The organism is Spirillospora sp. NPDC048819 (genome assembly GCF_040650055.1).
GTDB lineage: Bacteria > Actinomycetota > Actinomycetes > Streptosporangiales > Streptosporangiaceae > Spirillospora.
Map to the genome: position 1 here is coordinate 1 of NZ_JBEZGN010000049.1, position 21,483 is coordinate 21,483.

Annotated in this window: 21 protein-coding genes; 13 read left to right on the forward strand and 8 right to left on the reverse strand. The window is 72.7% G+C overall.

Annotated elements, in window-relative coordinates; translation table 11 throughout:
* On the reverse strand, positions 1 to 1,007 hold a 1,007-nt coding region (gene glpK / locus AB0C35_RS40785), incomplete at its 3' end, for a glycerol kinase GlpK (RefSeq protein WP_358468158.1).
* 45 nt (positions 1,008 to 1,052) lie between these two features.
* On the reverse strand, positions 1,053 to 1,880 hold the full coding sequence (locus AB0C35_RS40790; protein ID WP_358468161.1) for an MIP/aquaporin family protein: 828 nt from the start codon (positions 1,878 to 1,880) through the stop codon (positions 1,053 to 1,055).
* A gap of 295 nt (positions 1,881 to 2,175) precedes the next feature.
* Between AB0C35_RS40790 and AB0C35_RS40795 the strand changes: the two genes are divergently transcribed.
* Together AB0C35_RS40795 and glpK (AB0C35_RS40800) are read left to right on the forward strand one after the other, a co-directional pair.
* Entirely contained in the window at positions 2,176 to 2,943 is a 768-nt protein-coding gene (locus AB0C35_RS40795; RefSeq protein WP_358468164.1) for an IclR family transcriptional regulator, read from the forward strand.
* A gap of 66 nt (positions 2,944 to 3,009) precedes the next feature.
* Entirely contained in the window at positions 3,010 to 4,536 is a 1,527-nt protein-coding gene (gene glpK, locus AB0C35_RS40800) for a glycerol kinase GlpK (RefSeq protein ID WP_358468167.1), read from the forward strand.
* 15 nt (positions 4,537 to 4,551) lie between these two features.
* Here the strand turns inward: glpK (AB0C35_RS40800) and AB0C35_RS40805 are convergent, their stop codons facing one another.
* Positions 4,552 to 5,703, reverse strand: coding sequence for an acyl-CoA dehydrogenase family protein (locus tag AB0C35_RS40805; protein WP_358468170.1), 1,152 nt, complete (start codon positions 5,701 to 5,703; stop codon positions 4,552 to 4,554).
* 168 nt (positions 5,704 to 5,871) lie between these two features.
* Between AB0C35_RS40805 and AB0C35_RS40810 the strand changes: the two genes are divergently transcribed.
* The 7 genes from AB0C35_RS40810 to AB0C35_RS40840 all read left to right on the forward strand — a co-directional run bounded on the left by AB0C35_RS40810 (position 5,872) and on the right by AB0C35_RS40840 (position 12,379).
* Positions 5,872 to 6,567 (forward strand): GntR family transcriptional regulator, encoded by a 696-nt coding sequence (locus tag AB0C35_RS40810; protein WP_358468172.1) that lies wholly within the window; start codon positions 5,872 to 5,874, stop codon positions 6,565 to 6,567.
* Between the two features lie 68 nt (positions 6,568 to 6,635).
* Positions 6,636 to 7,433, forward strand: a complete 798-nt coding sequence (locus AB0C35_RS40815; protein WP_358468175.1) for an enoyl-CoA hydratase/isomerase family protein — start codon at positions 6,636 to 6,638, stop codon at positions 7,431 to 7,433.
* Between the two features lie 19 nt (positions 7,434 to 7,452).
* Entirely contained in the window at positions 7,453 to 8,628 is a 1,176-nt protein-coding gene (locus AB0C35_RS40820; protein ID WP_358468178.1) for an acyl-CoA dehydrogenase family protein, read from the forward strand.
* A gap of 49 nt (positions 8,629 to 8,677) precedes the next feature.
* Positions 8,678 to 9,547: a helix-turn-helix transcriptional regulator gene (locus AB0C35_RS40825; protein ID WP_358468181.1), complete on the forward strand. Its 870-nt coding sequence runs from the start codon at positions 8,678 to 8,680 to the stop codon at positions 9,545 to 9,547.
* A 77-nt stretch (positions 9,548 to 9,624) separates the two neighbouring features.
* Entirely contained in the window at positions 9,625 to 10,410 is a 786-nt protein-coding gene (locus tag AB0C35_RS40830; RefSeq protein ID WP_358468184.1) for an SDR family oxidoreductase, read from the forward strand.
* A 28-nt stretch (positions 10,411 to 10,438) separates the two neighbouring features.
* Positions 10,439 to 11,446 carry an aldo/keto reductase gene (locus tag AB0C35_RS40835; protein WP_358468187.1) on the forward strand — a complete coding sequence of 336 codons (1,008 nt, stop codon included), beginning with the start codon at positions 10,439 to 10,441 and terminating at the stop codon, positions 11,444 to 11,446.
* Positions 11,447 to 11,560: 114 nt separating this feature from the next.
* Entirely contained in the window at positions 11,561 to 12,379 is an 819-nt protein-coding gene (locus AB0C35_RS40840; RefSeq protein ID WP_358468190.1) for an SAM-dependent methyltransferase, read from the forward strand.
* A gap of 29 nt (positions 12,380 to 12,408) precedes the next feature.
* Here AB0C35_RS40840 and AB0C35_RS40845 read toward each other — a convergent pair whose 3' ends face one another.
* From AB0C35_RS40845 to AB0C35_RS40860, 4 genes are read right to left on the reverse strand one after another with little or no spacing between them, the layout of a single operon-like run.
* Positions 12,409 to 13,536, reverse strand: coding sequence for a nitronate monooxygenase (locus AB0C35_RS40845; protein WP_358468193.1), 1,128 nt, complete (start codon positions 13,534 to 13,536; stop codon positions 12,409 to 12,411).
* 50 nt (positions 13,537 to 13,586) lie between these two features.
* Entirely contained in the window at positions 13,587 to 14,351 is a 765-nt protein-coding gene (locus tag AB0C35_RS40850; RefSeq protein ID WP_358468196.1) for a CoA-transferase, read from the reverse strand.
* The gene (locus AB0C35_RS40855; RefSeq protein WP_358468199.1) at positions 14,348 to 15,208 is read right to left on the reverse strand and encodes a CoA-transferase; all 861 of its coding nucleotides are present in this window, start codon (positions 15,206 to 15,208) and stop codon (positions 14,348 to 14,350) included. The genes AB0C35_RS40850 and AB0C35_RS40855 overlap by 4 nt, the downstream gene beginning before the upstream one ends.
* Positions 15,205 to 15,951, reverse strand: coding sequence for an enoyl-CoA hydratase family protein (locus AB0C35_RS40860; protein ID WP_358468201.1), 747 nt, complete (start codon positions 15,949 to 15,951; stop codon positions 15,205 to 15,207). Before AB0C35_RS40860 ends, AB0C35_RS40855 begins: the two co-directional genes overlap by 4 nt.
* Before the next feature lie 81 nt (positions 15,952 to 16,032).
* Here AB0C35_RS40860 and AB0C35_RS40865 point away from each other — a divergent pair, with 81 nt between their 5' ends.
* Both AB0C35_RS40865 and AB0C35_RS40870 read left to right on the forward strand, forming a co-directional pair.
* Positions 16,033 to 16,797 carry an SDR family oxidoreductase gene (locus tag AB0C35_RS40865; protein WP_358468204.1) on the forward strand — a complete coding sequence of 255 codons (765 nt, stop codon included), beginning with the start codon at positions 16,033 to 16,035 and terminating at the stop codon, positions 16,795 to 16,797.
* Positions 16,798 to 16,830: 33 nt separating this feature from the next.
* Positions 16,831 to 17,739 (forward strand): SDR family oxidoreductase, encoded by a 909-nt coding sequence (locus tag AB0C35_RS40870; protein WP_358468206.1) that lies wholly within the window; start codon positions 16,831 to 16,833, stop codon positions 17,737 to 17,739.
* Here the strand turns inward: AB0C35_RS40870 and AB0C35_RS40875 are convergent.
* The gene (locus AB0C35_RS40875; RefSeq protein WP_358468209.1) at positions 17,724 to 18,926 is read right to left on the reverse strand and encodes an acyl-CoA dehydrogenase family protein; all 1,203 of its coding nucleotides are present in this window, start codon (positions 18,924 to 18,926) and stop codon (positions 17,724 to 17,726) included. The genes AB0C35_RS40870 and AB0C35_RS40875 overlap by 16 nt on opposite strands.
* Positions 18,927 to 19,135: 209 nt before the next feature.
* On the opposite strand from AB0C35_RS40875, the gene AB0C35_RS40880 reads away from it, so the two are divergent.
* Positions 19,136 to 19,891 carry a hypothetical protein gene (locus AB0C35_RS40880; protein WP_358468212.1) on the forward strand — a complete coding sequence of 252 codons (756 nt, stop codon included), beginning with the start codon at positions 19,136 to 19,138 and terminating at the stop codon, positions 19,889 to 19,891.
* A complete protein-coding gene (locus AB0C35_RS40885; protein ID WP_358468215.1) occupies positions 19,888 to 21,387 on the forward strand; it encodes an NADH-ubiquinone oxidoreductase-F iron-sulfur binding region domain-containing protein in 1,500 nt (499 codons plus the stop codon). Before AB0C35_RS40880 ends, AB0C35_RS40885 begins: the two co-directional genes overlap by 4 nt.
* Positions 21,388 to 21,483: the final 96 nt, after the last annotated feature.

Genomic DNA, 21,483 nt, shown 5'->3' on the forward strand with positions numbered 1-21,483 from the left:
GCCTCGCTCTGCGCGGCGCCGGAGATGATGCCGAGCTGGTCGCGCAGCCACTGCACCGCCGACCCCGTCACCGCGATCGACCCCTCCAGCGCGTAGACCGGCTTCTCCTGGCCGAACTGGTAGCACACCGTCGTCAGAAGCCCCTGCGAGGAGCGGACGAGTTCGTTGCCGGTGTTGAGCAGGAGGAAGTTGCCGGTGCCGTAGGTGTTCTTGGCCTCGCCGGGCGCGAAGCACACCTGCCCGACCGTCGCCGCCTGCTGGTCGCCGAGCGCGGCGGTCAGCGCGACCTCGCCGCCGAGCGGGCCGTCCGGACGCGTCAGGCCGTAGCCGCCGGACGCGGAGGACGGCCTGATCTGCGGCAGCATCCGGCGCGGGATGCCGAAGAACGACAGGAGTTCGTCGTCCCAGTCGAGGGTCTCCAGGTCCATCAGCATGGTGCGGCTGGCGTTGGTCGGGTCGGTGACGTGCACGCCCCCGTCCGTCCCGCCCGTGAGGTTCCACAGCACCCAGCTGTCGGTCGTGCCGAAGACGGCGTCGCCGTTCTCGGCCGCCTCACGGACGCCGTCGACGTTCTCCAGGATCCACTGGATCTTGCCGCCGGAGAAGTACGTGGCCGGAGGGAGCCCGGCCTTGCGCCGGATGACGTCCCCCTTGCCGTCCCGCTCCAGCGCGGCGGCGATGCGGTCGGTGCGGGTGTCCTGCCAGACGATCGCGTTGTAGTACGGGCGGCCGGTCCGCCGGTTCCACACCACGGTCGTCTCGCGCTGGTTGGTGATGCCGAGAGCGGCCAGGTCGGTGTGGCCGAGATCGGCCTTGTTGAGGGTCGACTGGATGACGGCGCGGGTCCGCTCCCAGATTTCGGTGGGGTTGTGCTCCACCCAGCCCGCCTGCGGCAGGATCTGCTCGTGTTCGAGCTGGTGGCGGGCGATCTCGTTGCCGCCGTGATCGAAGATCATGAAGCGGGTGCTCGTGGTGCCCTGGTCGAGCGCTCCGACGAAGTCAGCCATGCGTGGGTTCTCCTGGATGGACGGGCGGACGGGGACGGGACGGGCTCACGCCGCCTCGTACTCGGGCTCGGGCTTCGCGGGGACCTGGGCGGGCACGTCCTCGGACGGCAGGAACCGCCCGATGAGCACCTTGTAGAGGCCGGCGCCGAGCACACCGCCGATGAGCGGCGCGATGATCGGCACCCAGAAGTACAGGTCGCCGTACTGGTCCCGCCACGCGCCGCCGTAGCCGGTGAGGAACGAGGCGAGCCGCGGGCCGAAGTCGCGGGCCGGGTTGATCGCGTACCCGGCGGCGGAGCCGAACGCCATCCCGATCGCCACCACCACGAGGCCGATCATGAACGGTGCGAGGTTGGCCAGCGGCGGCGAGTTGCGCGCGTCGGTGAGGACCTTGATCAGGAAGAGCAGGATGGCGGTGCCGATCACCTGGTCGCGGAACGCGCCCCAGGTGCCGACCGGGAGGGCGCCGTTGCCCGGCAGGGTCGAGAAGACCCCCTGCGTCTTGATGGTGTGACCGGGGTCGACCTTGGCCAGGATCTCGCTGTAGTTCCAGCGGACGATCAGCGCCGCGACGAACGCCCCCGCGGTCTGCGCGGCGATGTAGGGCGCGGTCTTGCGCCAGGCGAAGTCCTTGAACACGGCGAGGGCGATGGTCACGGCCGGGTTCAGGTGGGCGCCGCTGATGCGGGCGGCGACGTAGACGCCGAGCGTGACGCCGAGGCCCCAGGCCCAGGCGATGCTGTCGTGGTCGCCGAGTTCGGCGCCGGCGACCTGCGCGACGACGCCGACGCCGAACAGGATGAGGATCAGGGTGCCGGCGAACTCGGCTGCGAGCTCGCCGGCGAGCGTGGGGATTCTGGGTCGTTCCGCCATGAGCGCTCCCGGTGGTGCAGGGGTGGGGTGGTGCTGGGGTGGGGTGGTGCTGGGTGAAGTGACTCCGGGTGGATGCGAGCCCCTTCGAGGCTGGGCAGGACGCTAAGTCGGCCCGGAAAGCCGCACAACGGGACGGTGCCGACAATGTCGAACACTTTCGCCATGGCCCGGCGGCGGTTACCCTCCCCCCTGTGCACCAGATCACAGAATCCGGGCAGTTCGGGGCGCAGAGGACGGTGATCGCGGCGGCTGCCGACATTGTCGGCACCCTGCCGCGAGAACTAGCATCGGATTCATGCCCGGACCTGTGCAATCGATCGAGCGGGCCGCCGCGATCCTGCGCCTGCTCGCCGCGAGTTCGGGCCGGCTCGGCGTCGGCGAGGTGGCCACGTCCCTGGGCCTCGCCCGCGGCACCGCCCACGGCATCCTGCGGACCCTGGAACGCGTCGGCTTCGTCGAGCAGGACGGCGGCACCGGCAAGTACCAGCTCGGCGCCGCGCTGCTGCATCTCGGCACCAGCTACCTGGACGTCAACGAGCTGCGGTCACGCGCCATCAACTGGGCCGACGCGCTGGCGTCCCGCAGCGGCGAGGCCGTCCGCATCGGGACCCTCCTGGAAGGCCAGGTCCTGGTCGTCCACCACGTGTTCCGCCCGGACGACACGCTCCAGGCCATGGACGTCGGCTCGCTGCTCCCGCTGCACGCCACCGCGCTCGGCAAGGCGCTGCTCGCCCACGACGCCAACGCCGCGGCGTCCATCCGCGACACCGTCCTGGAGTCCTACTGCCGGCGGACTATCACCGATCCGAGAGAACTCGCACGGGCCGCCACCCGCGTCCGGGAGAACGGGTGGGCCGCCGAGACCGAGGAGCTGTCCATCGGCGAGGCGGGCATCGCCGCGCCGATCCGCGGGTACGGGGGACTGGTCGTCGGGGCCATCGGCATCTCCGGCGCGGTCGAGCGGATCTGCGACGCCCGCCGCGTCCCGGAGCCGAGGCTCGTGGCGTTCGTGCGCGACGCGGCCCGCGCGGTCTCCCGGGACCTCGGCGGCTCCCGCTGGTGACGCCCGGCCGCCGGCACCGGCGGCACCGGTTCGAGGGGGCGCGCGTCCAGGGGGAGAGGGCCGAACGTGACCGAACGCTTTGTGATGTCGATCGACCAGGGCACGACCTCGACCCGGTGCATCCTGTTCGACCACGGCGGCCGGCTGGTGTCGGTCGCGCAGCGCGAGCACCGGCAGCACTTCCCGAGACCGGGCTGGGTCGAGCACGACCCCATGGAGATCTGGCGCAACCTCGAACGCATCGCGCCCGAGGCGCTCGCCCAGGCCGGGGCGTCCACGAGCCAGATCGCGGCCGTGGGGATCGCCAACCAGCGCGAGACGACCGTCCTGTGGGACCGGCTGACCGGCGTCCCGATCGGCCGCGCCATCGTCTGGCAGGACATGCGGACCGGCGCGCTCGTGGACGAGTTGGCCCGCGCCCCCGGCGCCGCGGTCGTCACCGAGCGCAGCGGGCTGCCGCTGGCCACCTACTTCTCGGCGCCGCGCATCCGCTGGCTGCTCGACCACACGCCCGGCCTGCGCGAACGCGCCGAACGCGGCGAGGTCCTGTTCGGCACGATGGAGAGCTGGCTGATCTGGAATCTCAGCGGCGGCGTCGACGGCGGCGTCCACGTCACCGACGTCACCAACGCCAGCCGCACGCTGCTGATGGACCTGCACACGCTGAGCTGGGACGACGGCCTGCTCGACTTCTTCGGCGTCCCGAAGGCGATGCTGCCGGAGATCAGGTCGTCCACCGAGACCTACGGGACGGCCCGCCGGGTGTTCCCCGGCGTCCGCGTCGGCGCGGCCCTCGGCGACCAGCAGGCCGCCCTGTTCGGGCAGACGTGCTTCGCGCCGGGCGAGACCAAGTGCACCTACGGGACGGGCGCGTTCCTGCTGATGAACACCGGCACCACGCCGGTGCGGTCGGACAACGGGCTGCTCACCACCGTCGGATACAAGATCGGCGACGAGCCCGCCGTGTACGCCTTGGAGGGCTCGATCGCGATCACCGGCGCCCTGGTGCAGTGGTTCCGGGACGGGCTCGGGCTGATCACCACCGCGCCGGAGATCGAGACGCTGGCCCGGTCGGTCGACGACAACGGCGGCTGCTACATCGTCCCGGCGTTCTCCGGGCTGTTCGCCCCGCACTGGCACAGCGAGGCCCGCGGCATCATCGTCGGCCTGACCTCCTACATCACCAAGGGGCACCTGGCGCGGGCGGTGCTGGAGGCGACCGGCTGGCAGACCCGCGAGGTGGTGGACGCGATGAACGCCGACTCCGGGCTGTCGCTCAGGGAACTGAAGGCCGACGGCGGCATGACGTCCGACAACCTCGTCATGCAGATGGTCGCCGACATGCTGAACGTGCCGGTCGCGCGGCCGATGGTGGTCGAGACGGTCTCGCTCGGCGCCGCCTACGCCGCCGGGCTCGCCGTCGGCTACTGGGCCGGGCTCGAAGGGCTGCGCCGCAACTGGCACCGCGCGGCCCGGTGGGTCCCGGCGATGGAGCCGCAGCGGCGCGCCGCCGAGTACGACAACTGGAAGCGCGCCGTGGAACGGACCTTCGACTGGATCCGCGCCGGCGAGGACCCCGCCGCGCGGCCGTGAGCCGGAGCGCCCGGCTCAGATGCGGTTCCGCCCGATCAGCTGCTTGACGATCACGTTGCGCTGGATCTCGTTCGTCCCCTCACCGACGATCATGAGCGGGGCGTCGCGGAAGTACCGTTCGATGTCGAACTCGGTGGAGTAGCCGGCCGCGCCGTGGATGCGGACCGCGTTCAGCGCGATCTGCATGGCCGCCTCGGACGCGTAGAGCTTGGCCATCCCGGCCTCCATGTCGCACCGCTCACCGGCGTCGAGGCGCGCCGCGGCGTCGAGGGTGAGCAGCCGCGCCGCCCGCAGCTGGGTGGCCATGTCGGCGAGGTAGTTGCCGATGGACTGGTGCTGCCAGATCGGCTTGCCGAACGCCTCCCGCTCCTGGGCGTAGCGCAGGGAGTCCTCCAAGGCGGCGCGTCCCACGCCCAGCGCGCGCGCCGCGACCTGGATGCGGCCAACCTCCAGGCCCCGCATCATCTGGGCGAAGCCGCGTCCCTCCTCGCCCCCGAGCAGCGCGTCAAGGGGCGCCTCGTAGCCGTCGAACGACAGCTCGCAGCTCTCCACGCCCTTGTAGCCGAGCTTGGGCAGGTCGCGGGAAACGGTCAGGCCGGGCCCCTTCTCGACCAGCAGGATGCTGATGCCCCGATGGCGCGGCGAGGCGTCCGGATCGGTCTTGCACATCAGCGCGATCAGCCCCGACCTGCGCGCGTTGGTGATCCACATCTTGGCGCCGTCGACGACGTACCGGTCGCCGTCCCGCCGCGCGGCCGTGCTCATCGCTTGCAGGTCGGAGCCGCCGGACGGCTCGGTGAGCGCCATCGTGGCGCGCAGCTCCCCGGTCGCCATCCGGGGCAGGAAGCGGGCCTTCTGCTCCTCGGTGCCGTACACGGCGAGCAGGTGCGAGACGACCGTGTGCCCGCCGAACGCCCCGGCGAGGGTCATCCATCCGCGCGCCAGCTCCTCGGTGACCAGCGCGTAGCACGCCTTGGACACGCTCACGTCGCCGTACGGCTCGGGGACGGCGAGCCCGTACACGCCGAGTTCCTTCATGCGGTCGATGAGGTGCGCGGGGTAGGTTCCCGCGTGCTCCAGATCCCGGGCGACCGGGCGGACCTCCTTGTCGACGAAGTCCGCGACGACCTCGACGATGGCGCGCTCCTCGTCACTGAGCGTGAACACGGATGCCGCTCTCCTCCCGCACTGGTGCCTCCGAAGACTATTTCATATATTTGATTTGAAAACGCGCGGTGTCAACGGCGGCGGAGCCGCGGCCGTCCATAATGTGACGCGGCGGCAGCACACCGCAAACACACCGCACAGGCGCACCGCAGGGGTGCACAGGAGACGATGACAGTGGCACTTTCCGGTGACCAGGCCCTCGGCAGGCGCCGCCAGCTGAGCGACGAGGTGGCCGCCTACGTGCGCGAGCTCATCATGTCGGGCCAGGTCGGGCACGGGGAGTTCCTCCGCCTGGAGCGGATCGCCGAAGACCTCGGGATCAGCGTCACCCCCGTCCGGGAGGCCCTGCTGTCGCTGCGCGGCGAGGGGTTCGTCACCCTGGAGCCGCGCCGCGGGTTCATGCCCGCACCGCTGACCCGGCAGGACGTCCAGGACCTGTTCGAGGCGCAGGCCTACTTCGCAGGCGAGCTGGCCGCCCGCGCCGCCGAGAAGGTCACCGAGGCGGAGTTGGAGTCGCTCGACCGGACGCAGACGCTGCTGGAACAGGCCTCCAAGGCCAAGGACTCCGAGGCCATCGAGCGCGCCAACCACCAGTTCCACCGCGTCATCAATCTGTGCGCCGACTCGCCCAAGACGGCCTGGCTGCTGCGGCTCGTGGTGCGGTACGCGCCGCGCCGCTTCTACTCCAGCATCCAGGGCTGGAGCCAGGCGTCGGTCGACGACCACCACCTCGTCCTCGCCGCGCTCCGGGCCGGGGACGCGGACGCCGCGCGGCAGGCGATGCGCGCCCACATCCGGCACGCGGGCACGCTGCTCGTCGTGCACCTGGAGGGGCAGGGCTTCTGGGACGGCCGGCCCGGGTGACGGGCGGGTACCCCCTTCACTTCCCTCCGCCGTCTCCCATATCGTATAAAAAATTCCCAGGAGGTTCGATGGACGGGGACTCCGAAGCGTCACGCACCGGCGTGGTCGCGGTGGCGGACCACGGCGCGATCCGCGTGCTGACGCTCAACCGGCCCGAGGCGCGCAACGCGGTCGACGTCCCGATGCGCGAGCGGCTCCTGGAGGAGCTCCAGCGCGCCACCGGCGACCCGGGCGTCCGCGCGATCGTGCTGACGGGTGCGGGCGGGACGTTCTCGGCGGGCGGCGACGTGCGGTCGATGGAGGGCGCCGGGCCGGACGCCGTCCGCGCCAGGCTCGCGCCCGTGCACAAGGCCGTCCGGCTCATCGCGACCTGCGGGACGCCCGTGGTCGCGGCCGTCGAGGGCGCCGCCGCCGGGCTCGGCGTCTCCCTCGCCGCCGTCTGCGACCACGTGGTCGCCGCCGAGGACGCCCGCTTCGTCGCCGCGTTCGGCAAGGTCGGCCTCGTCGCGGACGGCGGGCTGCTGTGGACGCTTCCGCAGCGCGTCGGGATGGGACGCGCCAAGGAGATGCTCGTGTTCGGCCGGACCGTGCCCGCGCGCCGCGCCTGCGAGATCGGGCTCGCCGACTCCCTCGCCCCGCCCGGCGGGGCTCTGGACGCCGCCCTGGCGCTCGCGGCCGAGGCCGCCGCGCTCGCCCCGCTCTCGGTCGCCGCCGCCAAGCGGCTGCTGGCGCGCAACGAGCACAGCCTGAAGCGGCTGCTGGAGTCCGAACGCGAGGAGCAGGCCGCTCTGTTCGGCACCGCCGACTTCGCCGAGGGCCGCGCCGCGTTCGCCGAGCGCCGCCCACCACGCTTCGAAGGCCGCTGACATCTTGGAGGAACGCAACGTGAGCAGGCTGCAGCAGACCCACGGGCTGACGGACGAGCAACGGGAGATCATCGCGACCGTGCGCGCGTTCGCCGAGAAGGAGATCATTCCTGTCGCGGCCGAACTGGAGCGCGCCGACGAGTACCCGCAGGCGATCGTGGACGGCATGAAGGACCTCGGGCTCTTCGGCCTGATGATCGGCGAGGAGCACGGCGGGCTCGGCGAGTCGCTGCTGACCTACGCGCTGGCGGTCGAGGAGCTGGCGCGGGGCTGGATGAGCGTGTCCGGCATCATCAACACCCACTTCATCGTCGCCTGGATGATCACTCAGCACGGCACCGCCGAGCAGAAGGCGCACTACCTGCCGAAGATGGCGACCGGGGAGATCAGGGGCGCGTTCTCGATGTCGGAGCCCGGCTGCGGCTCGGACGTCTCGGCCATCACGACCCGCGCCGTCCCGGACGGCGACCACCACGTCATCGACGGCCGGAAGATGTGGCTGACGAACGGCGCCTCGGCCAACCTCGTCGCCACCCTCGTCAAGACGGACCCGGACGCGGGCCACCGCGGCATGACCACGTTCCTCATCGACAAGACCCCCGGCTTCGGCGAGGTCGCGCCCGGCCTCACCGTCCCCGGCAAGATCGCGAAGCTGGGCTACAAGGGCATCGACACCACCGAGCTGCTCTTCGACTCTCACCGCGTCCCGTCCGCGCAGATCCTCGGCGGGAAGCCCGGCCGCGGCTTTTACCAGATGATGGACGGCGTCGAGGTCGGCCGCGTGAACGTCGCCGCGCGGGCGTGCGGCGTCGCGAAACGCGCCTACGAGCTGGCGATCGGCTACGCGCGGCAGCGCGAGACGTTCGGCAGGCCCATCGCCGAGCACCAGGCCGTGCTGTTCCGCCTCGCGGAGATGGCCACCAAGATCGAGGCCGCGCACCAGATGGTGGTGATGGCGGCGCGCCGCAAGGACTCCGGCGAGCGCAACGACCTGGAGGCGGGCATGGCGAAGTACCTCGCCGGCGAGTACTGCAAGGAGGTCGTGGAGGACGCGTTCCGCATCCACGGCGGCTACGCCTACTCCACCGAGTACGAGATCGAGCGCCTCTACCGCGAGGCCCCGATGCTGCTGATCGGCGAGGGCACCGCCGACATCCAGAAGATGATCATCGGCCGCCGTCTCCTGGAGGACTGACCGCGGCCGACGATCATGACGGCCGGGGGCGGCGGATATCGTGGTGGGCATGGCAAGCCCGACCCCCGCCCCGACGCCCGGCCCGGCCCTCGGCCGCCGCGGCGAGCTGCGCGACTTCCTGCGGACCCGCCGCGCCCGGCTGACCCCCGCCGACGTCGGCATGCCCGCCGGGGGACGGCGCCGGACGCCCGGCCTGCGCCGCGAGGAGGTCGCAGTGCTCGCCGGCGTCGGGGTGTCCTGGTACACGTGGCTGGAGCAGGGCCGCGACATCACGGTGTCCGGCGACGTGCTGGACGCGATCGGCCGCGCCCTGCGGCTGGACGCCGCGGAGCGCGAGCACCTGTACCTGCTGGCCGGCCTCAACCCGCCGCGGGCGGAGGCGGGCCCGGCCGTCCCCGTCGCCCCGGAGCACCGGCGGCTCCTGGACGCCTGGTCGCCGCGCCCGGCCTACATCCGCGAGCGGCACTGGAACCTCATCGCGGTCAACGACGCCGCCCGCGAGGTGTTCGGGTACGGCGACACCGACCACAACTGCCTGGTCACGTTCTTCACCAGCGTCCGCTACCGGGCGCTGCACATTCACTGGGAGGCGGTGGCGTCCGACGTCGTGGGACGGTTCCGCGCCGACGCCGCCCGCTACCCGGGCGACCCCGAGTTCGCCCGGATCGCCGAGGACCTGCTGACCGTCAGCCCGGAGTTCGCGGAGCTGTGGGGCCGCCACGAGGTCAGCGCGCGGACACAGGCCGTCAAGGCGGTCCGGCACCCGGACGCCGGCGAGATGATCTTCGACTCGACGGTGCTGCTCCTCGCCGACCTCCCCGGCCGGGAACTCGTCCTGTTCAACCCGCGGCCGGAGACGGGCACCTGGGAGCGCCTCGAACGCCTCACGGCCCGGCGCGGCCTGGCCGCCGCCGGCTGATCCGCGAGGGTGGTGGTGGCAGACCCATGATGAGCGGACTCTGCCGCCCTCCCGGAAAGGCCGGGACGATCAACGGCATGACACAGAACTCGCGCTTCAACGACAAGGTCGCACTGATCACCGGCGGAACGAGCGGGATGGGCCTGGCCACCGCCCGGCGGCTGCTGGACGAGGGCGCGTCGGTCGTCGTCACCGGACGCGACCGGGCACGCCTCGACGCCGCGGCCAAGGAACTGGACGGCGGTGACCGGCTCCTCGCGGTCCGCGCCGACGCGGCGAGCCTGCCGGACCTGGACGCGCTCATGGAGACCGTGCGGGACCGGCACGGCCGGCTGGACGCCGTCTTCGCGAACGCGGGGATCGGCATGTTCGGCCCGGCCGCCGAGATGACCGAGGCCGACTTCGACCACGCCGTGGACGTCAACTTCAAGGGCGTCTTCTTCACCGTCCAGAAGGCGCTGCCGTTGCTGGCCGCGGATGCCGCGGTCGTCATCAACGCGTCGTGGACGATGCACCGCGGACTGCCGATCGGCTCGGTGTACTCGGCGACGAAGGCCGCCGTGCAGAGCCTGACCCGTACCCTCGCCGCCGAGTTCGGCCCGAAGGGAATCCGCGTCAACTCGGTCAGCCCCGGGTACATCGACACGCCGATGTTCCGGGGCGCCGTACCCGAGGACGAGACGGACGCGCTCCGCGCGCAGGTCGCGTCCGGCCGGATCGGCACGTCCGAGGAGTTGGCGGGCGTCGTCGCGTTCCTCGCCTCGGCGGACGCCGGCTACGTCAACGGGCAGGACCTCATCGTGGACGGCGGCCTCGTCGCGGCCGTCGCCGGCCCCTACCGCCTGGCCACGGCGCAGGACTGAGAACACACCTCGAAGGAAAGGGCAGCACATGAGGACGCGTGAGTTCGCGGGGACGCCGGTCGGTGCGGTCGGGCTCGGCTGCATGGGGATGAGCTGGGCCTACACCGAGTCGGAACGGGACGACGAGGCGTCGGTCGCGCTGATCCGCGAGGCCCTCGACCTCGGCGTCACGTTCCTGGACACCGCGCAGCCCTACGGTGATGGCCACAACGAGGCGCTCGTCGGCCGGGCGCTGGGGGGACGCCGGGACGAGGCGGTCGTCGCCACCAAGACGGGACTGGTCGTCGACAGCCTGACGACCAGGAGGATCGTCCGGCGGGGAACGCCCGAGCACGCCAAGGCGTCCGCCGAGGACAGCCTGCGCCGCCTCGGCACGGACGTGATCGACCTGTACTACCTGCACCGGGTCGACCCGGACGTGCCGCTGGCCGACACGTGGGGCGCGATGGCCGAACTGGTCGCCGAGGGCAAGGTCCGGAGGCTCGGGCTGTCGGAGGTCGGTGCGGCGCAGGCCGCCGAGGCGCATGCGATCCACCCGGTCGCGGCCGTCCAGTCGGAGCTGTCGCTGTGGACCCGCGACCCGCTGGGCGCGCCCGGCGGACTCGCGGGCACCCTGCCCGGCGACGCCTCCGGCGGAGAGGGGCCGGGGGACGTGGTCGGCTGGTGCGCCGCCAACGGCGCCGCGTTCGTGCCGTTCTCGCCGCTCGGCCGGGGCTTCCTCACCGGGACGGTCACGTCCGCCGACTTCGAGGACACCGACTTCAGGGGCGGCAACCCGCGCTTCCAGCGGGAGGCGCTGAAGGCCAACCTGCGCATCGTCGACGTCGTCAAGGCGGTCGCCGAGCGGCACGGCGCCACTCCGGCGCAGGTCGCCATCGCCTGGACGCTGGCGCAGGGCGAGCACGTCATCCCGATCCCCGGCACCAAGAAGCGGCGCTACCTGCACGACAACGCGGGCGCCGCCGCCCTGGACCTCACGGAGGCCGACCTGGCCGAACTGGACGGCGTCCCGGCGCCCGTCGGCGGACGCTACTGACGCTGACCGCCGTCATCGCCGGCCTGCGGCGGCCGGAGACGGACTCCTGATCGGAAATATGATCGGAAACGGCTTTTCTGTGGTTCGATTTTCCTGAACAGAAAAGGTGGGCATGTGAGCAGTGACGAGCAGGTGCCCTCGGGCATCGACCCGAGTGTTCCGAGCGTCGCGCGGATGTACGACTACTACCTGGGCGGCAAGGACAACTACCTCTCCGACCGGGAGGCCGCGGACAAGGTCATCGCCATCAGCAGGGAGGTCGGCAACGACGTCCGGCTGGCGGCCCGAGCCAACCGCGCCTTCCTCGGCCGCGCCGTGGGAATGCTGACCGGCCTCGGCATCCGTCAGTTCGTCGACATCGGCACCGGGCTGCCCACCCAGGAGAACGTGCACCAGGTCGTACTGCGCGACGCCCCCGACGCGCAGATCGCCTACGTCGACAACGATCCGATCGTGCTCGTCCACGCGCGGGCGCTGCTCGCCGACAACCCGCAGACCGTGGTTCTGGAGGGCGACCTGCGCGACCCGGAGGCGCTGCTCGCCGACCCGGTGCTGCGCGCCAGGATCGACTTCGACCAGCCCGTCGCCCTGATCATGTGCGCCATCCTGCAGTTCGTCTCCGACGACGCGGAGGCCGTGCGGATCGCCGGGCGGCTGTGCACGAGCCTGGCGCCCGGCAGCCACCTGGTCATCTCGCACGTGTTCCCGGGAGAGGGACACGACGACGAGCTCGCGGAGGTCGACGGCGTCTACAGCCGCACCACGGCGGGGAACTTCACGCTGCGCAGCCGCGCGCAGATCGGCGCGCTGTTCGCCGGGGCCGACCTGCTGCCGCCCGGCCTTGCGCCGGTCGAGGACTGGCGGCCGGACGGCGGCGGAGACCACGACTTCTCCAGGGCCACCTACCTCGGCGGGGTCGCCCGCATTTCCTGACCCGGCCCCGGATCACTCCGCCGGCCGCGTCAGGTGCGGACCCGCGTCAGGTACGAACTCTGGGCGGCGATCGCCTCCGCCGCCTGCTTCACGATCCCCTCGATCAGCTCACCGCACCCCGGCAGGTCGTCGATGACGCCGACGACCTGGCCGGACGCCATCACGCCGAGATCGGGACGGCCGTCCACCATGGCCGCCTTCAGCAGCATCGGCGTGTTCGCGGCCATGAGGACCTGCGACCACGACAGGTCCTTGCCGTGCTTCATCGCCTTCCCGTCGGCGATCATCTCGCGCCACGACATCCCGGACAGCTTCTTGAACCGGGCGCCGTTGCGCAGCGCCCGCACCAGCCCGCCGACGCGGCCCGAACCCTCCAGGGTGTCGACAAGCTCGCTGCGAAGCACCCGGTGCGGCATCCCGTCCACCTGGCGGGTCACCACCGTCTCGCCGGTCTCCAGGTACACCCGCTTGACCGCGTCCGGCACGGAGCTGTCGGACGTCAGCAGGAACCGGGTGCCCATCGCGACGCCCGCCGCCCCGTAGGCCAGCGCGGCGGCGAGGCCGCGTCCGTCGAAGAAGCCGCCGGCGGCGATCACCGGGATGTCCACCGCGTCCACGACCTGCGGCAGCAGCAGCGTCGTGGCCACGGGACCCGTGTGCCCGCCGCCCTCGCCGCCCTGCACCAGGACGGCGTCGGCGCCCCAGCCCGCGACCTTCTCCGCGTGCCGCCGGGCGCCGACCGACGGGATCACCACGAGCCCGGCGTCCTTCAGCTTGGCGATCAGCTCCTTCTTCGGCGCGAGCGCGAACGAGGCGACCTTCACGCCCTCCTTGATCAGGAGGTCGATGCGGTCGCCCGCGTCGCCGGCGTCGGCGCGCAGGTTGACGCCGAACGGCGCCTCGGTGCGGTCCTTGACGTCGTGGATCGCGTCGGCGAGCTGGTCGAGCGTCATCGTCGCCGACGCGAGGATCCCGAGGCCCCCGGCGTTCGCGACGGCGGTGACGAGCCGCGGGCCGGCCACCCACCCCATGCCCGTCTGGACGACCGGGTGCCGCACGCCGGTCAGCCGCGTCAACGGCGTGTCGAGCACCTGCTCGCTCGCGCCTGCATCCTGCGAGGGAACGGCCTCCCGCTCCCCCCGGTTCGCTTCGCTCATGCCTGCATCTTGCGGGGGGACGACCCCCCGCTCCCCCCGGTTCGCTCCGCTCATGCTGGGACTTCCCTTTCGCGCAGCCCCTTCGGGTCGAGCACCTCGCGCATGACCCGCAGCTCCTCGTCATCCGGCAGCCGTGTCTCCGGCACCTCGTCCGGCACGACCAGTTCGAAGCCCGTGGCGGCCACGACGTCGTCGACGGTCACGCCCGGATGCACGGACCGGAGCCGCATCCGCCTGCCGGGGGTGTCGAAGTCGAGCACCGCGAGGTTGCTCACCACGGCGCGGATCTCGTGCGCGCCCCGGTCCCAGCCGACGCCGCTCACCATGTCGACCTTCTCGGTGAACACGCGTGTCGAATGCTTCGGCACCCAGTAGCTCGTCGTGTTCAGCAGCGTGTTGCCCGGCCCGCCGCGCACGCCGAGGAGCTGCCGCGCCGGGCGCTCCCAGTCGCCGATGCACGAGATGTTGGTGTTGCCGTGCGCGTCGATCTGGCTCGGCCCCATCACCACGTGCCGCCGCCCGTTGAGGACGAGCCACAGGTGGTCGCGGAACGGCAGCCAGCCCTCGGCCGTCGCCGCCGCCGCACCGAGCGGGACGGGTTCGGCGCTCAGCGCCGGGCCGCCGTCGGTGGTCAGCAGGTCCGGCTCGAACGTGGCCCGCGCCAGCCGGGACCCCAGCATCGGCACGAACCCGGCGACCGCCGCCGCGACGATCTCGCCGTCGCCGCGGAACAGGTCGGCGCACGCGGCCGCGCAGACCTCGGCCCGCGTGACGGTGCCCGTGGTGGTGCCCGTGGTGGTGCTCGTCGTGCTCATCGGGATTCCTCCTGCCAGACCCGGACGGCGTCCCGGTAGGCGGCCTCGTCGCCGGACAGGAAACGGTCCTGGAACGCCGCCCACTTGTCCGGGTCGGCCGCCGACTGCGCGTAGAACTTCTGGAACGCCTCGTCCCGCCCGGAGTCGGGTGTGCAGTCGGTGAAGTGCGCCCCGTTCGGCGTCTCCACCACGCCCGTCACGTGCGATCGGCTGATCAGGAGGGACTGCATCGGCCCCTCCTTGGCGAAGTCGGCGGTGTCGACGAGCCGCTCGCACGACACGTACGTCCGGTCCGCCGCCTTGGCGAACAGGTCGTCCATGTACGGGTCCGGGCCGAGGTACTGGGCGTTGCCGCGGGCGTCGGCGCGGTTCATGTGGACGAGCGCGACGTCCATCGTCAGGGCCGGGACGGCGACGAGTTCCCGCCCGTCCTCGTACGGCGACCGGATCGTCTTCAGCTCCGGGTTGACCCGCAGCACGTCAGAGCCGAGGCCGACCGGGGTGGGCAGGAACGGCAGCCGGTGCGCCGCCGCGTACAGCCCGAACATGAACATGCCCTCGTCGTACTCGGTCAGCTCGATCGACCCGGACTGGCGCGCCTGCCGGAAGTGCGGCTCCAGCGGCACCGTGTCCATCGTCACGAACGCGGTGACCAGCCGCCGGATCTTGCCCGCGGCGCACAGCAGCCCCACGTCCGGCCCGCCGTAGGCGACCACGGTGAGGTCGGTCACGGGGGAGCGGAGGATCGCCCGGACGAGCGCCATCGGCTTGCGCCGCGAGCCCCAGCCGCCGATCCCGATCGTCATGCCGCTCTCCAGCGACCCGGCGACCTCCTCGATGGAGAGAACCTTGCTCACTTCGCCCCCTTGGCGACGAAGGCGTCGCGGTGCTCGTCACCGGCGCCGACGAGGTTGAGCTCGAACGTGAAGCCCTGCTCGTAGCGGTAGCTGCGCTTCACGTCGATCGGGTCGATGCCGTTCAGGGACTCCTTGGCGCGCCGGATGACGTACCGGTCCTTGGCGGCGATGTTCGCGGCGACCTCCATGGCCTTGGCGCGCAGCCCGTCCGCCTGGACGACCTCCAGCACCGAGCCGTGGCGGTGCAGCTCGTCCGCCGTGACGTTGCGGCACGTGTAGACCATCGCGCGCATCAGGTGCTGCGGGACGAGCCGCGCCAGGTGGGTGGCTGCGCCGAGCGCGCCCCGGTCGACCTCGGGGAGGCCGAAGTAGGCGTCCTGCGAGGCGACGACGATGTCGGCGTTGCCCACGAGGCCGACCCCGCCGCCGAGGCAGAAGCCGTGGACGGCGGCGACGACCGGGACCTCGCAGTCGTAGACGGCGGCGAACGCGGCGTAGCAGCCGCGGTTGGCGCCCACCAGGGCGGCGTGGCCCTCGGTGTTCTGCATCTCCTTGATGTCGACGCCCGCGTTGAAACCGCGGCCCTCGGCCCGGAGCACGACGGCGCCGACCCCCGGGTCGCGGCCCGCCGCGAGGACCGCGTCGGCCAGCTCGTACCAGCCCGCGACGGTCAGGGCGTTGACCGGCGGAGCGTCCACGACGATCTCGGCGACCCCGTCCAGGGTCGTGGTGGAGACTCCCATGCGCTACCTTTCCACCAAACATTTGTTAGAACAGAAGGTAGCAGAGGCGGACAGGGGAGGCGCGATGCCACGGGAGACGCGATGTCACTGACGCTCGATCTGGGCGGCAAGACCGCCGTGGTCACCGGCGGTGTGCGGGGGGTCGGCGCCGGGATCAGCCGCGCCCTCCTGGACGCGGGCGCCGACGTCGTCGCGGTGGCCCGGCGCGAGCCGCGGTCGCTCCCGGAGGCGGGCGGCCGGACGGCGAGGTTCGTCTCGCTGGACGCCCGCGACCCGGCCGCCGCGCAGGCGTTCGCGGACGGGCTGGACCGCGCCGACATCCTGGTCAACAACGCGGGCGGCGCCCCGTTCCTGCCGCTCGCCGACGGTGAGCTGCGCACCCATCTCAAGATCATCGAGTTGAACCTGACCTCGGCGCTGATCATGGCGCGGGCGCTGCGGCCGCTGATGCTGGAGGGCGGAGGCGGCTCGGTCGTGAACATCGGCAGCGTGAGCGGGCAGCGGCCGTCGCCCGGCACCGCCGCCTACGGCGCCGCGAAGGCCGGCCTGCAGAGCCTCACCACGTCCCTGGCCGTCGAGTGGGCGCCGCACATCCGCGTCAACTCCGTGACGGTCGGCATGGTCCGCACCGAGTCGTCCCACCTGCACTACGGGGACGAGGCGGGCATCGAAGCGGTGGAGCGGACCGTCCCGCTCGGCCGCCTCGCCGATCCGTACGACGTCGGCGCCGCCTGCGTGTTCCTCGCCTCCGACCTCGCGTCCTACGTCACCGGGTCGTCGATGCTGCTGCACGGCGGGGGAGAGCGCCCCGCCTTCCTGGACGCCGCCAGTGCCAACAAGCCGTGAACCCCGAACAAGCGTGAGACAGAAGGAGTCGCGATGATCTGCAAGGACCGGGTGGTCGCCGTCACCGGCGCCGGGCGCGGGCTCGGCCGCGCCCACGCCCTGGAGTTCGCCCGGCAGGGCGCCCTCGTCGTCGTGAACGACCTCGGCGTCGCGCGGGACGGCACCGGCGACGCCTCCGAGGGGCCCGCCCACGACGTCGTCCGGGAGATCGAGGCGCTCGGCGGGCGGGCCGTCGCCAGCACCGACGACATCGCCACCGACGCCGGCGCCGCCGCGCTGGTCGCCGCGGCGACCGGCGCGTTCGGGCGGCTGGACACCCTCGTCAACAACGCCGGGTTCCTGCGCGACCGCATGCTGGTCAACCTCGGCGAGGACGAGTGGGACGCCGTCATGCGCGTCCACCTCAAGGGCCACTTCCTGCCGCTCAAGCACGCCGGGCGGTACTGGCGCGCCGAGAGCAAGGCGGGCCGCCCGGTCGACGCCCGGGTCGTCAACACCTCGTCCGGCGCGGGCCTGCTCGGCAGCGTCGGCCAGGGCAACTACTCCGCGGCCAAGGCCGGCATCGTCGGCCTGACGCTCGTCGCGTCCGCCGAACTCGGCCGCTACGGGGTGACGGTCAACGCGATCGCGCCCGCCGCCCGCACCCGGATGACCGAGGAGGTCTTCGCGCAGACGATGGCCGCCCCGGCGGAGGGCGAGTTCGACGCCATGGCGCCGGAGAACGTCTCCCCGCTCGTCGTGTGGCTCGGGTCCGCGCAGTCGCGGGACGTGACCGGACGGGTCTTCGAGGCCGAGGGCGGCAAGATCTGCGTGATGGACGCCTTCCGGCACGGACCCGCCGCCGACAAAGGCGCGAAGTGGGACCCGGCCGAGGTCGGCGAGGTCGTCACGGGCCTGCTCGGGAAGGCCCCGGCCCCCGAGCCCGTCTACGGCGCCGGCTGACCGGGCCCCGACTCCGGGGCCAGCGCGACGCCGAACGCGGTGGCCCCGATCAGGTCGGCCGCGGCCTGCTCGCCGAACGGCATGATCCGCCCGGCCTGGACGTCCCGCCACATCCGCTCGAACGGGGCGGCGCGCGTGAACCCCGCGCCGCCCAGCACACCCGCCAGCCGCTGCACGATCGTGATCGCGTTGCCCGTGCACACGTTCTTCACCAGCGCGCAGCGGGCCAGCCCCTCCTGGACGGTGCACTCCTCGGCGAGCCGCCCGCCGAGGACCTCGTCGGCGTGCCGGTACAGCAGGGCGCGCGACGTCTCCAGCAGCGCCTCGCACTCGGCGACCGCGTCACGCACGCGCGGATCGTCCTGCCCGCCGGCGCGCTCGACGTGCGCGATCACGTACTCCAGCGCGCCGAGCGCGACGCCGCTGTAGACGGCCCCGAACGCGGGCATCGCCCAGGAGAACACGGTCCGCAGGACGGTCGCGTCGAAATGCCCGACGGGCAGCGAGTGGACGAGCGCGTCGTCGGGGACGAACACGCCGTCCAGTTCGACGTCGTTGCTCTGCGTGCCGCGCATCCCGAGCGTGTTCCACGTCCGCAGGACGGTCAGCCCGGGGGAGTCGAGCGGCAGCCGGAAGATCATCACGCGGGGGCCGCGGGCGGGGTCCTCGTAGCGGGCCGTCATCGAGCAGTGCGTGGCGATCTCGGTGTTGGTCGCGAAGTTCTTGCGCCCGGTGAGCCGGTAGCCGCCCTCGGCCCGCTCGGCGCGGGTGCGGGCGTCGGTGAGGAAGTCGGGCGTGCCGATCTCGCTGGTGACCGACGCCCAGATCAGCCGGTCGTCCGCCGCCTCCCGCAGGAACCACTCCAGCCGGGGGTCGCCCGTCCGCCGCCAGATCGCGCCCCACTGCCCGAGCGGCGAGATGTGCATGGCCGCCGCCAGGGCCGTCGACCCGTCCGCCGCCGCGAGCCGTTCGAGCACCGGCAGGATCTCCGGGAGCGTGGCGCCCAGCCCGCCGAGCTCCGCCGGGACCGACAGCCGCAGCAGGCCCGCCGCGCGCAGGTCGGCGAAGTTCTCGTGCGGGAAGGTGTTCTCCTCGTCGTGCGCCGCCGCCCGTTCGGCGAACGGCCCGGCGAGGTCCTCCGCGAGGGCCAGGAACTCGCGCTGCCGGCGGGTGAGCAGCTGTCGCATGTACACCTCCCAGACGCCCTTCCCGTGATCTTCCCACCGCGCGTCGCCGCGGAACCCGCGCGGAGAGGATCGCCGCACCCCCGGCCGCGTCTACGGCGGCAGAGCGTTCCGGGAGGCCGGACGCGAACGGAATGCCGGTGTCACCGAACTCCTGGTCCCTCACCACGCGTCGTACCCGTCGGGCACGCGCAGTTGGGCGAGGAGGCACGATGGAACGGAACCGTGGGGCGCCGGACGGCCCGGCCCACGAGGGGACGAGTGCGTTCCTCATCGGACCGGGCGGCTTCACCGAGAGCACGCCGTCGGGCGGGGCGCGGCGAAGCCGGGCCGGGATGCCCCGTCGGGTCATCGTCGCCGCGGCGGGCGCCGGAACCGGGGCGATCCTGCTCGCGCTCGGGATCTCGTCCGGCGTGCTCCTGCCGGAACTGCGCGCCATCGGGTCCTTCCTCGACTTCTACGGTGGGGTCTTCACGCTGGTGGCGCTGTCGCTGACCGTCATGATCGGGGCTCTGGCCACCGACCGGGTGATCCTTTCGCCGTCCCACCGGGTCCGCGCGCAGGCGGTGCACCGGGCGACCGCGTTCCTCGCCGTGGCGATGCTGCTGCTGCACCTGGCCTCTCAGCTCGCGCGGCACCGGGTGGGGGCGGTCCAGGCGTTCGTTCCCCTGTCCCTCCACCACGTGTCCGACTACGGGCTCGGAACGCTCGCGTTCTACCTGATGATCGTTGCGTTCGCGGGCGGGATCGCGCGGGGCCGGTTCGCCACCGCCCGCCGTCCCGGGGTGTGGCGCGTCCTGCACCTGGCCGCGTACGCGGCGTGGCCTTTCGGTGTCCTGCACGGGCTGACGGCCGGCCGCGCCCCCGCGCACTGGGTGACCGGAGGCTACCTGATCTGCCTCGCCGGGGTGGCGCTGGCCGTGGCCGCTCGGCCGTTCCTGCGGAGACGCGCGGGGAGGCCGCGGTGACCACGTACACCCGCCCGAGCATCGCGGTGCGGCACATCGGCCCGCCACGGCTCACCAAGGGCCTCGACGGCGCCGGACGGCTCGGCTGGGACGCGCACCGTGCCCTGCATCCCGTCCCGCGGCCGCTCACATCCCGGCAGCTCATCGCGCTGTGCGAGGCGGGACGGCTGCACGGCAGGGGCGGCGCCGCGTTCCCGTTCGCCCGCAAGGCCGAGGCCACGGCCGACAGCGCCGTCCGCCGCGGCAAGCGGACCGTCGTGGTCGTCAACGGCACCGAGGGCGAGCCCGGCAGCGCCAAGGACAAGGTGCTGCTCCGCCGTGCTCCGCACCTGATCCTGGACGGCGCCGCGCTGGCCGCGACCGCCCTCGGCTCCGTGGAGATCATCGTCGCGGTGACCGACGAGGAGGCGGCCCGCTCGGTGGAGCAGGCGATCGGTGAGCGCGGGATCGGCGCCCGCGCCCGGACCGTCCGGCTGCCCGAGCGTTTCGTCACCGGCGAGAGCGGCGCCCTCGTCCGCGGCATCAACGGGGGCCGCCCGATCCCGCCCGGACGCAAGGGCCGTGCCTCCACCCGGGGTGTGGACGGCCTGCCCACCCTGCTGTCCAACGCCGAGACCTACGCGCAGCTCGCCGTCCTCGCCGGGCTCGGGCCGCGCCGCTACGCCGCGCTCGGCACCGCGGAGGAGCCCGGCACGGTGCTGCTGACCGTGACCGGCTCCGCCCGGTTCCCCGCCGTCGTCGAGACCCCCGCGGGCGCGCCGCTCGGCCACCTGCTGGACCTGTGCGGCGCTCGGGCGGGCGAGGGCGTGCTGGTCGGCGGCTACCACGGCGCCTGGCTGACCGGCGAGACCGCGTCCCGGACCCGGATGTCGCGGGCGGGGCTCACCGCGTCCGGCGGGGTGCTCGGCGCGGGGATCGTCATGCCGGTCGGCCGCGGGACCTGCCCGCTCGGCGAATGCGCGCGTGTCGCCCGCTACCTGGCGGCCGAGTCCGCCGGGCAGTGCGGCCCGTGCCGGCTCGGCCTGCCCGACGTCGCCGGGGCGTTCGAGGATCTCGCCACCGGACGCGGTGCCGCGGCGGCCCGCGACACCGTCCGCCGCGCCGCGCGGATGGTGGTCGGGCGCGGCGCCTGCGCGCACCCCGACGGCTCCGCGCGGTTCATCCTGTCCGCGTTGGAGGTGTTCGCGGCCGACGTCGCCCGGCATGTGGCCGACGGCGGATGCGGCCGTCCCGTCCGCGGTGTGCTGCCGGCCGGCACCGATGCGCGGCTGAGCCTGGAGGTCGACTGGAGCCGCTGTGACGGCCACGGACTGTGCGCCGACGTGTTGCGCGGCACGGTCCGGATGGACGAGTACGACTACCCGGTCATCCCGGCGGAGCCGATCCCCACCCGGCTGGAGGCGGATGCGAAACGCGCCGTCGCCATGTGCCCGGGGCTCGCGCTCCGCCTCGTCCCGCGCACCGGGCACGAGAAGGCGCCTCCGCGCGGACGATAGCCGTCGTCCAGAGGACGGAAGTGCCGGGACGTCCAGGAATGGCGATCCCCGGCGGGGCGTTGTCGGTCTTGGGCTCGCGGAAAATCGATCGCCGCG

Excerpts from the sequence above, each read along its gene's own strand:
- AB0C35_RS40810 (WP_358468172.1), top strand. The coding sequence starts at position 5,872 with ATGACAGTGGCACTTTCCGGTGACCAGGCCCTCGGCAGGCGCCGCCAG.
- AB0C35_RS40870 (WP_358468206.1), top strand. The coding sequence starts at position 16,831 with ATGATCTGCAAGGACCGGGTGGTCGCCGTCACCGGCGCCGGGCGCGGG.
- AB0C35_RS40830 (WP_358468184.1), top strand. The coding sequence starts at position 9,625 with ATGACACAGAACTCGCGCTTCAACGACAAGGTCGCACTGATCACCGGC.
- AB0C35_RS40825 (WP_358468181.1), top strand. The coding sequence starts at position 8,678 with ATGGCAAGCCCGACCCCCGCCCCGACGCCCGGCCCGGCCCTCGGCCGC.
- AB0C35_RS40790 (WP_358468161.1), bottom strand. The coding sequence starts at position 1,880 with ATGGCGGAACGACCCAGAATCCCCACGCTCGCCGGCGAGCTCGCAGCC.
- AB0C35_RS40815 (WP_358468175.1), top strand. The coding sequence starts at position 6,636 with ATGGACGGGGACTCCGAAGCGTCACGCACCGGCGTGGTCGCGGTGGCG.
- AB0C35_RS40795 (WP_358468164.1), top strand. The coding sequence starts at position 2,176 with ATGCCCGGACCTGTGCAATCGATCGAGCGGGCCGCCGCGATCCTGCGC.
- AB0C35_RS40875 (WP_358468209.1), bottom strand. The coding sequence starts at position 18,926 with ATGCGACAGCTGCTCACCCGCCGGCAGCGCGAGTTCCTGGCCCTCGCG.
- AB0C35_RS40850 (WP_358468196.1), bottom strand. The coding sequence starts at position 14,351 with ATGAGCACGACGAGCACCACCACGGGCACCACCACGGGCACCGTCACG.
- AB0C35_RS40860 (WP_358468201.1), bottom strand. The coding sequence starts at position 15,951 with ATGGGAGTCTCCACCACGACCCTGGACGGGGTCGCCGAGATCGTCGTG.
- AB0C35_RS40845 (WP_358468193.1), bottom strand. The coding sequence starts at position 13,536 with ATGAGCGAAGCGAACCGGGGGGAGCGGGAGGCCGTTCCCTCGCAGGAT.
- AB0C35_RS40865 (WP_358468204.1), top strand. The coding sequence starts at position 16,033 with ATGTCACTGACGCTCGATCTGGGCGGCAAGACCGCCGTGGTCACCGGC.
- AB0C35_RS40835 (WP_358468187.1), top strand. The coding sequence starts at position 10,439 with ATGAGGACGCGTGAGTTCGCGGGGACGCCGGTCGGTGCGGTCGGGCTC.
- AB0C35_RS40880 (WP_358468212.1), top strand. The coding sequence starts at position 19,136 with ATGGAACGGAACCGTGGGGCGCCGGACGGCCCGGCCCACGAGGGGACG.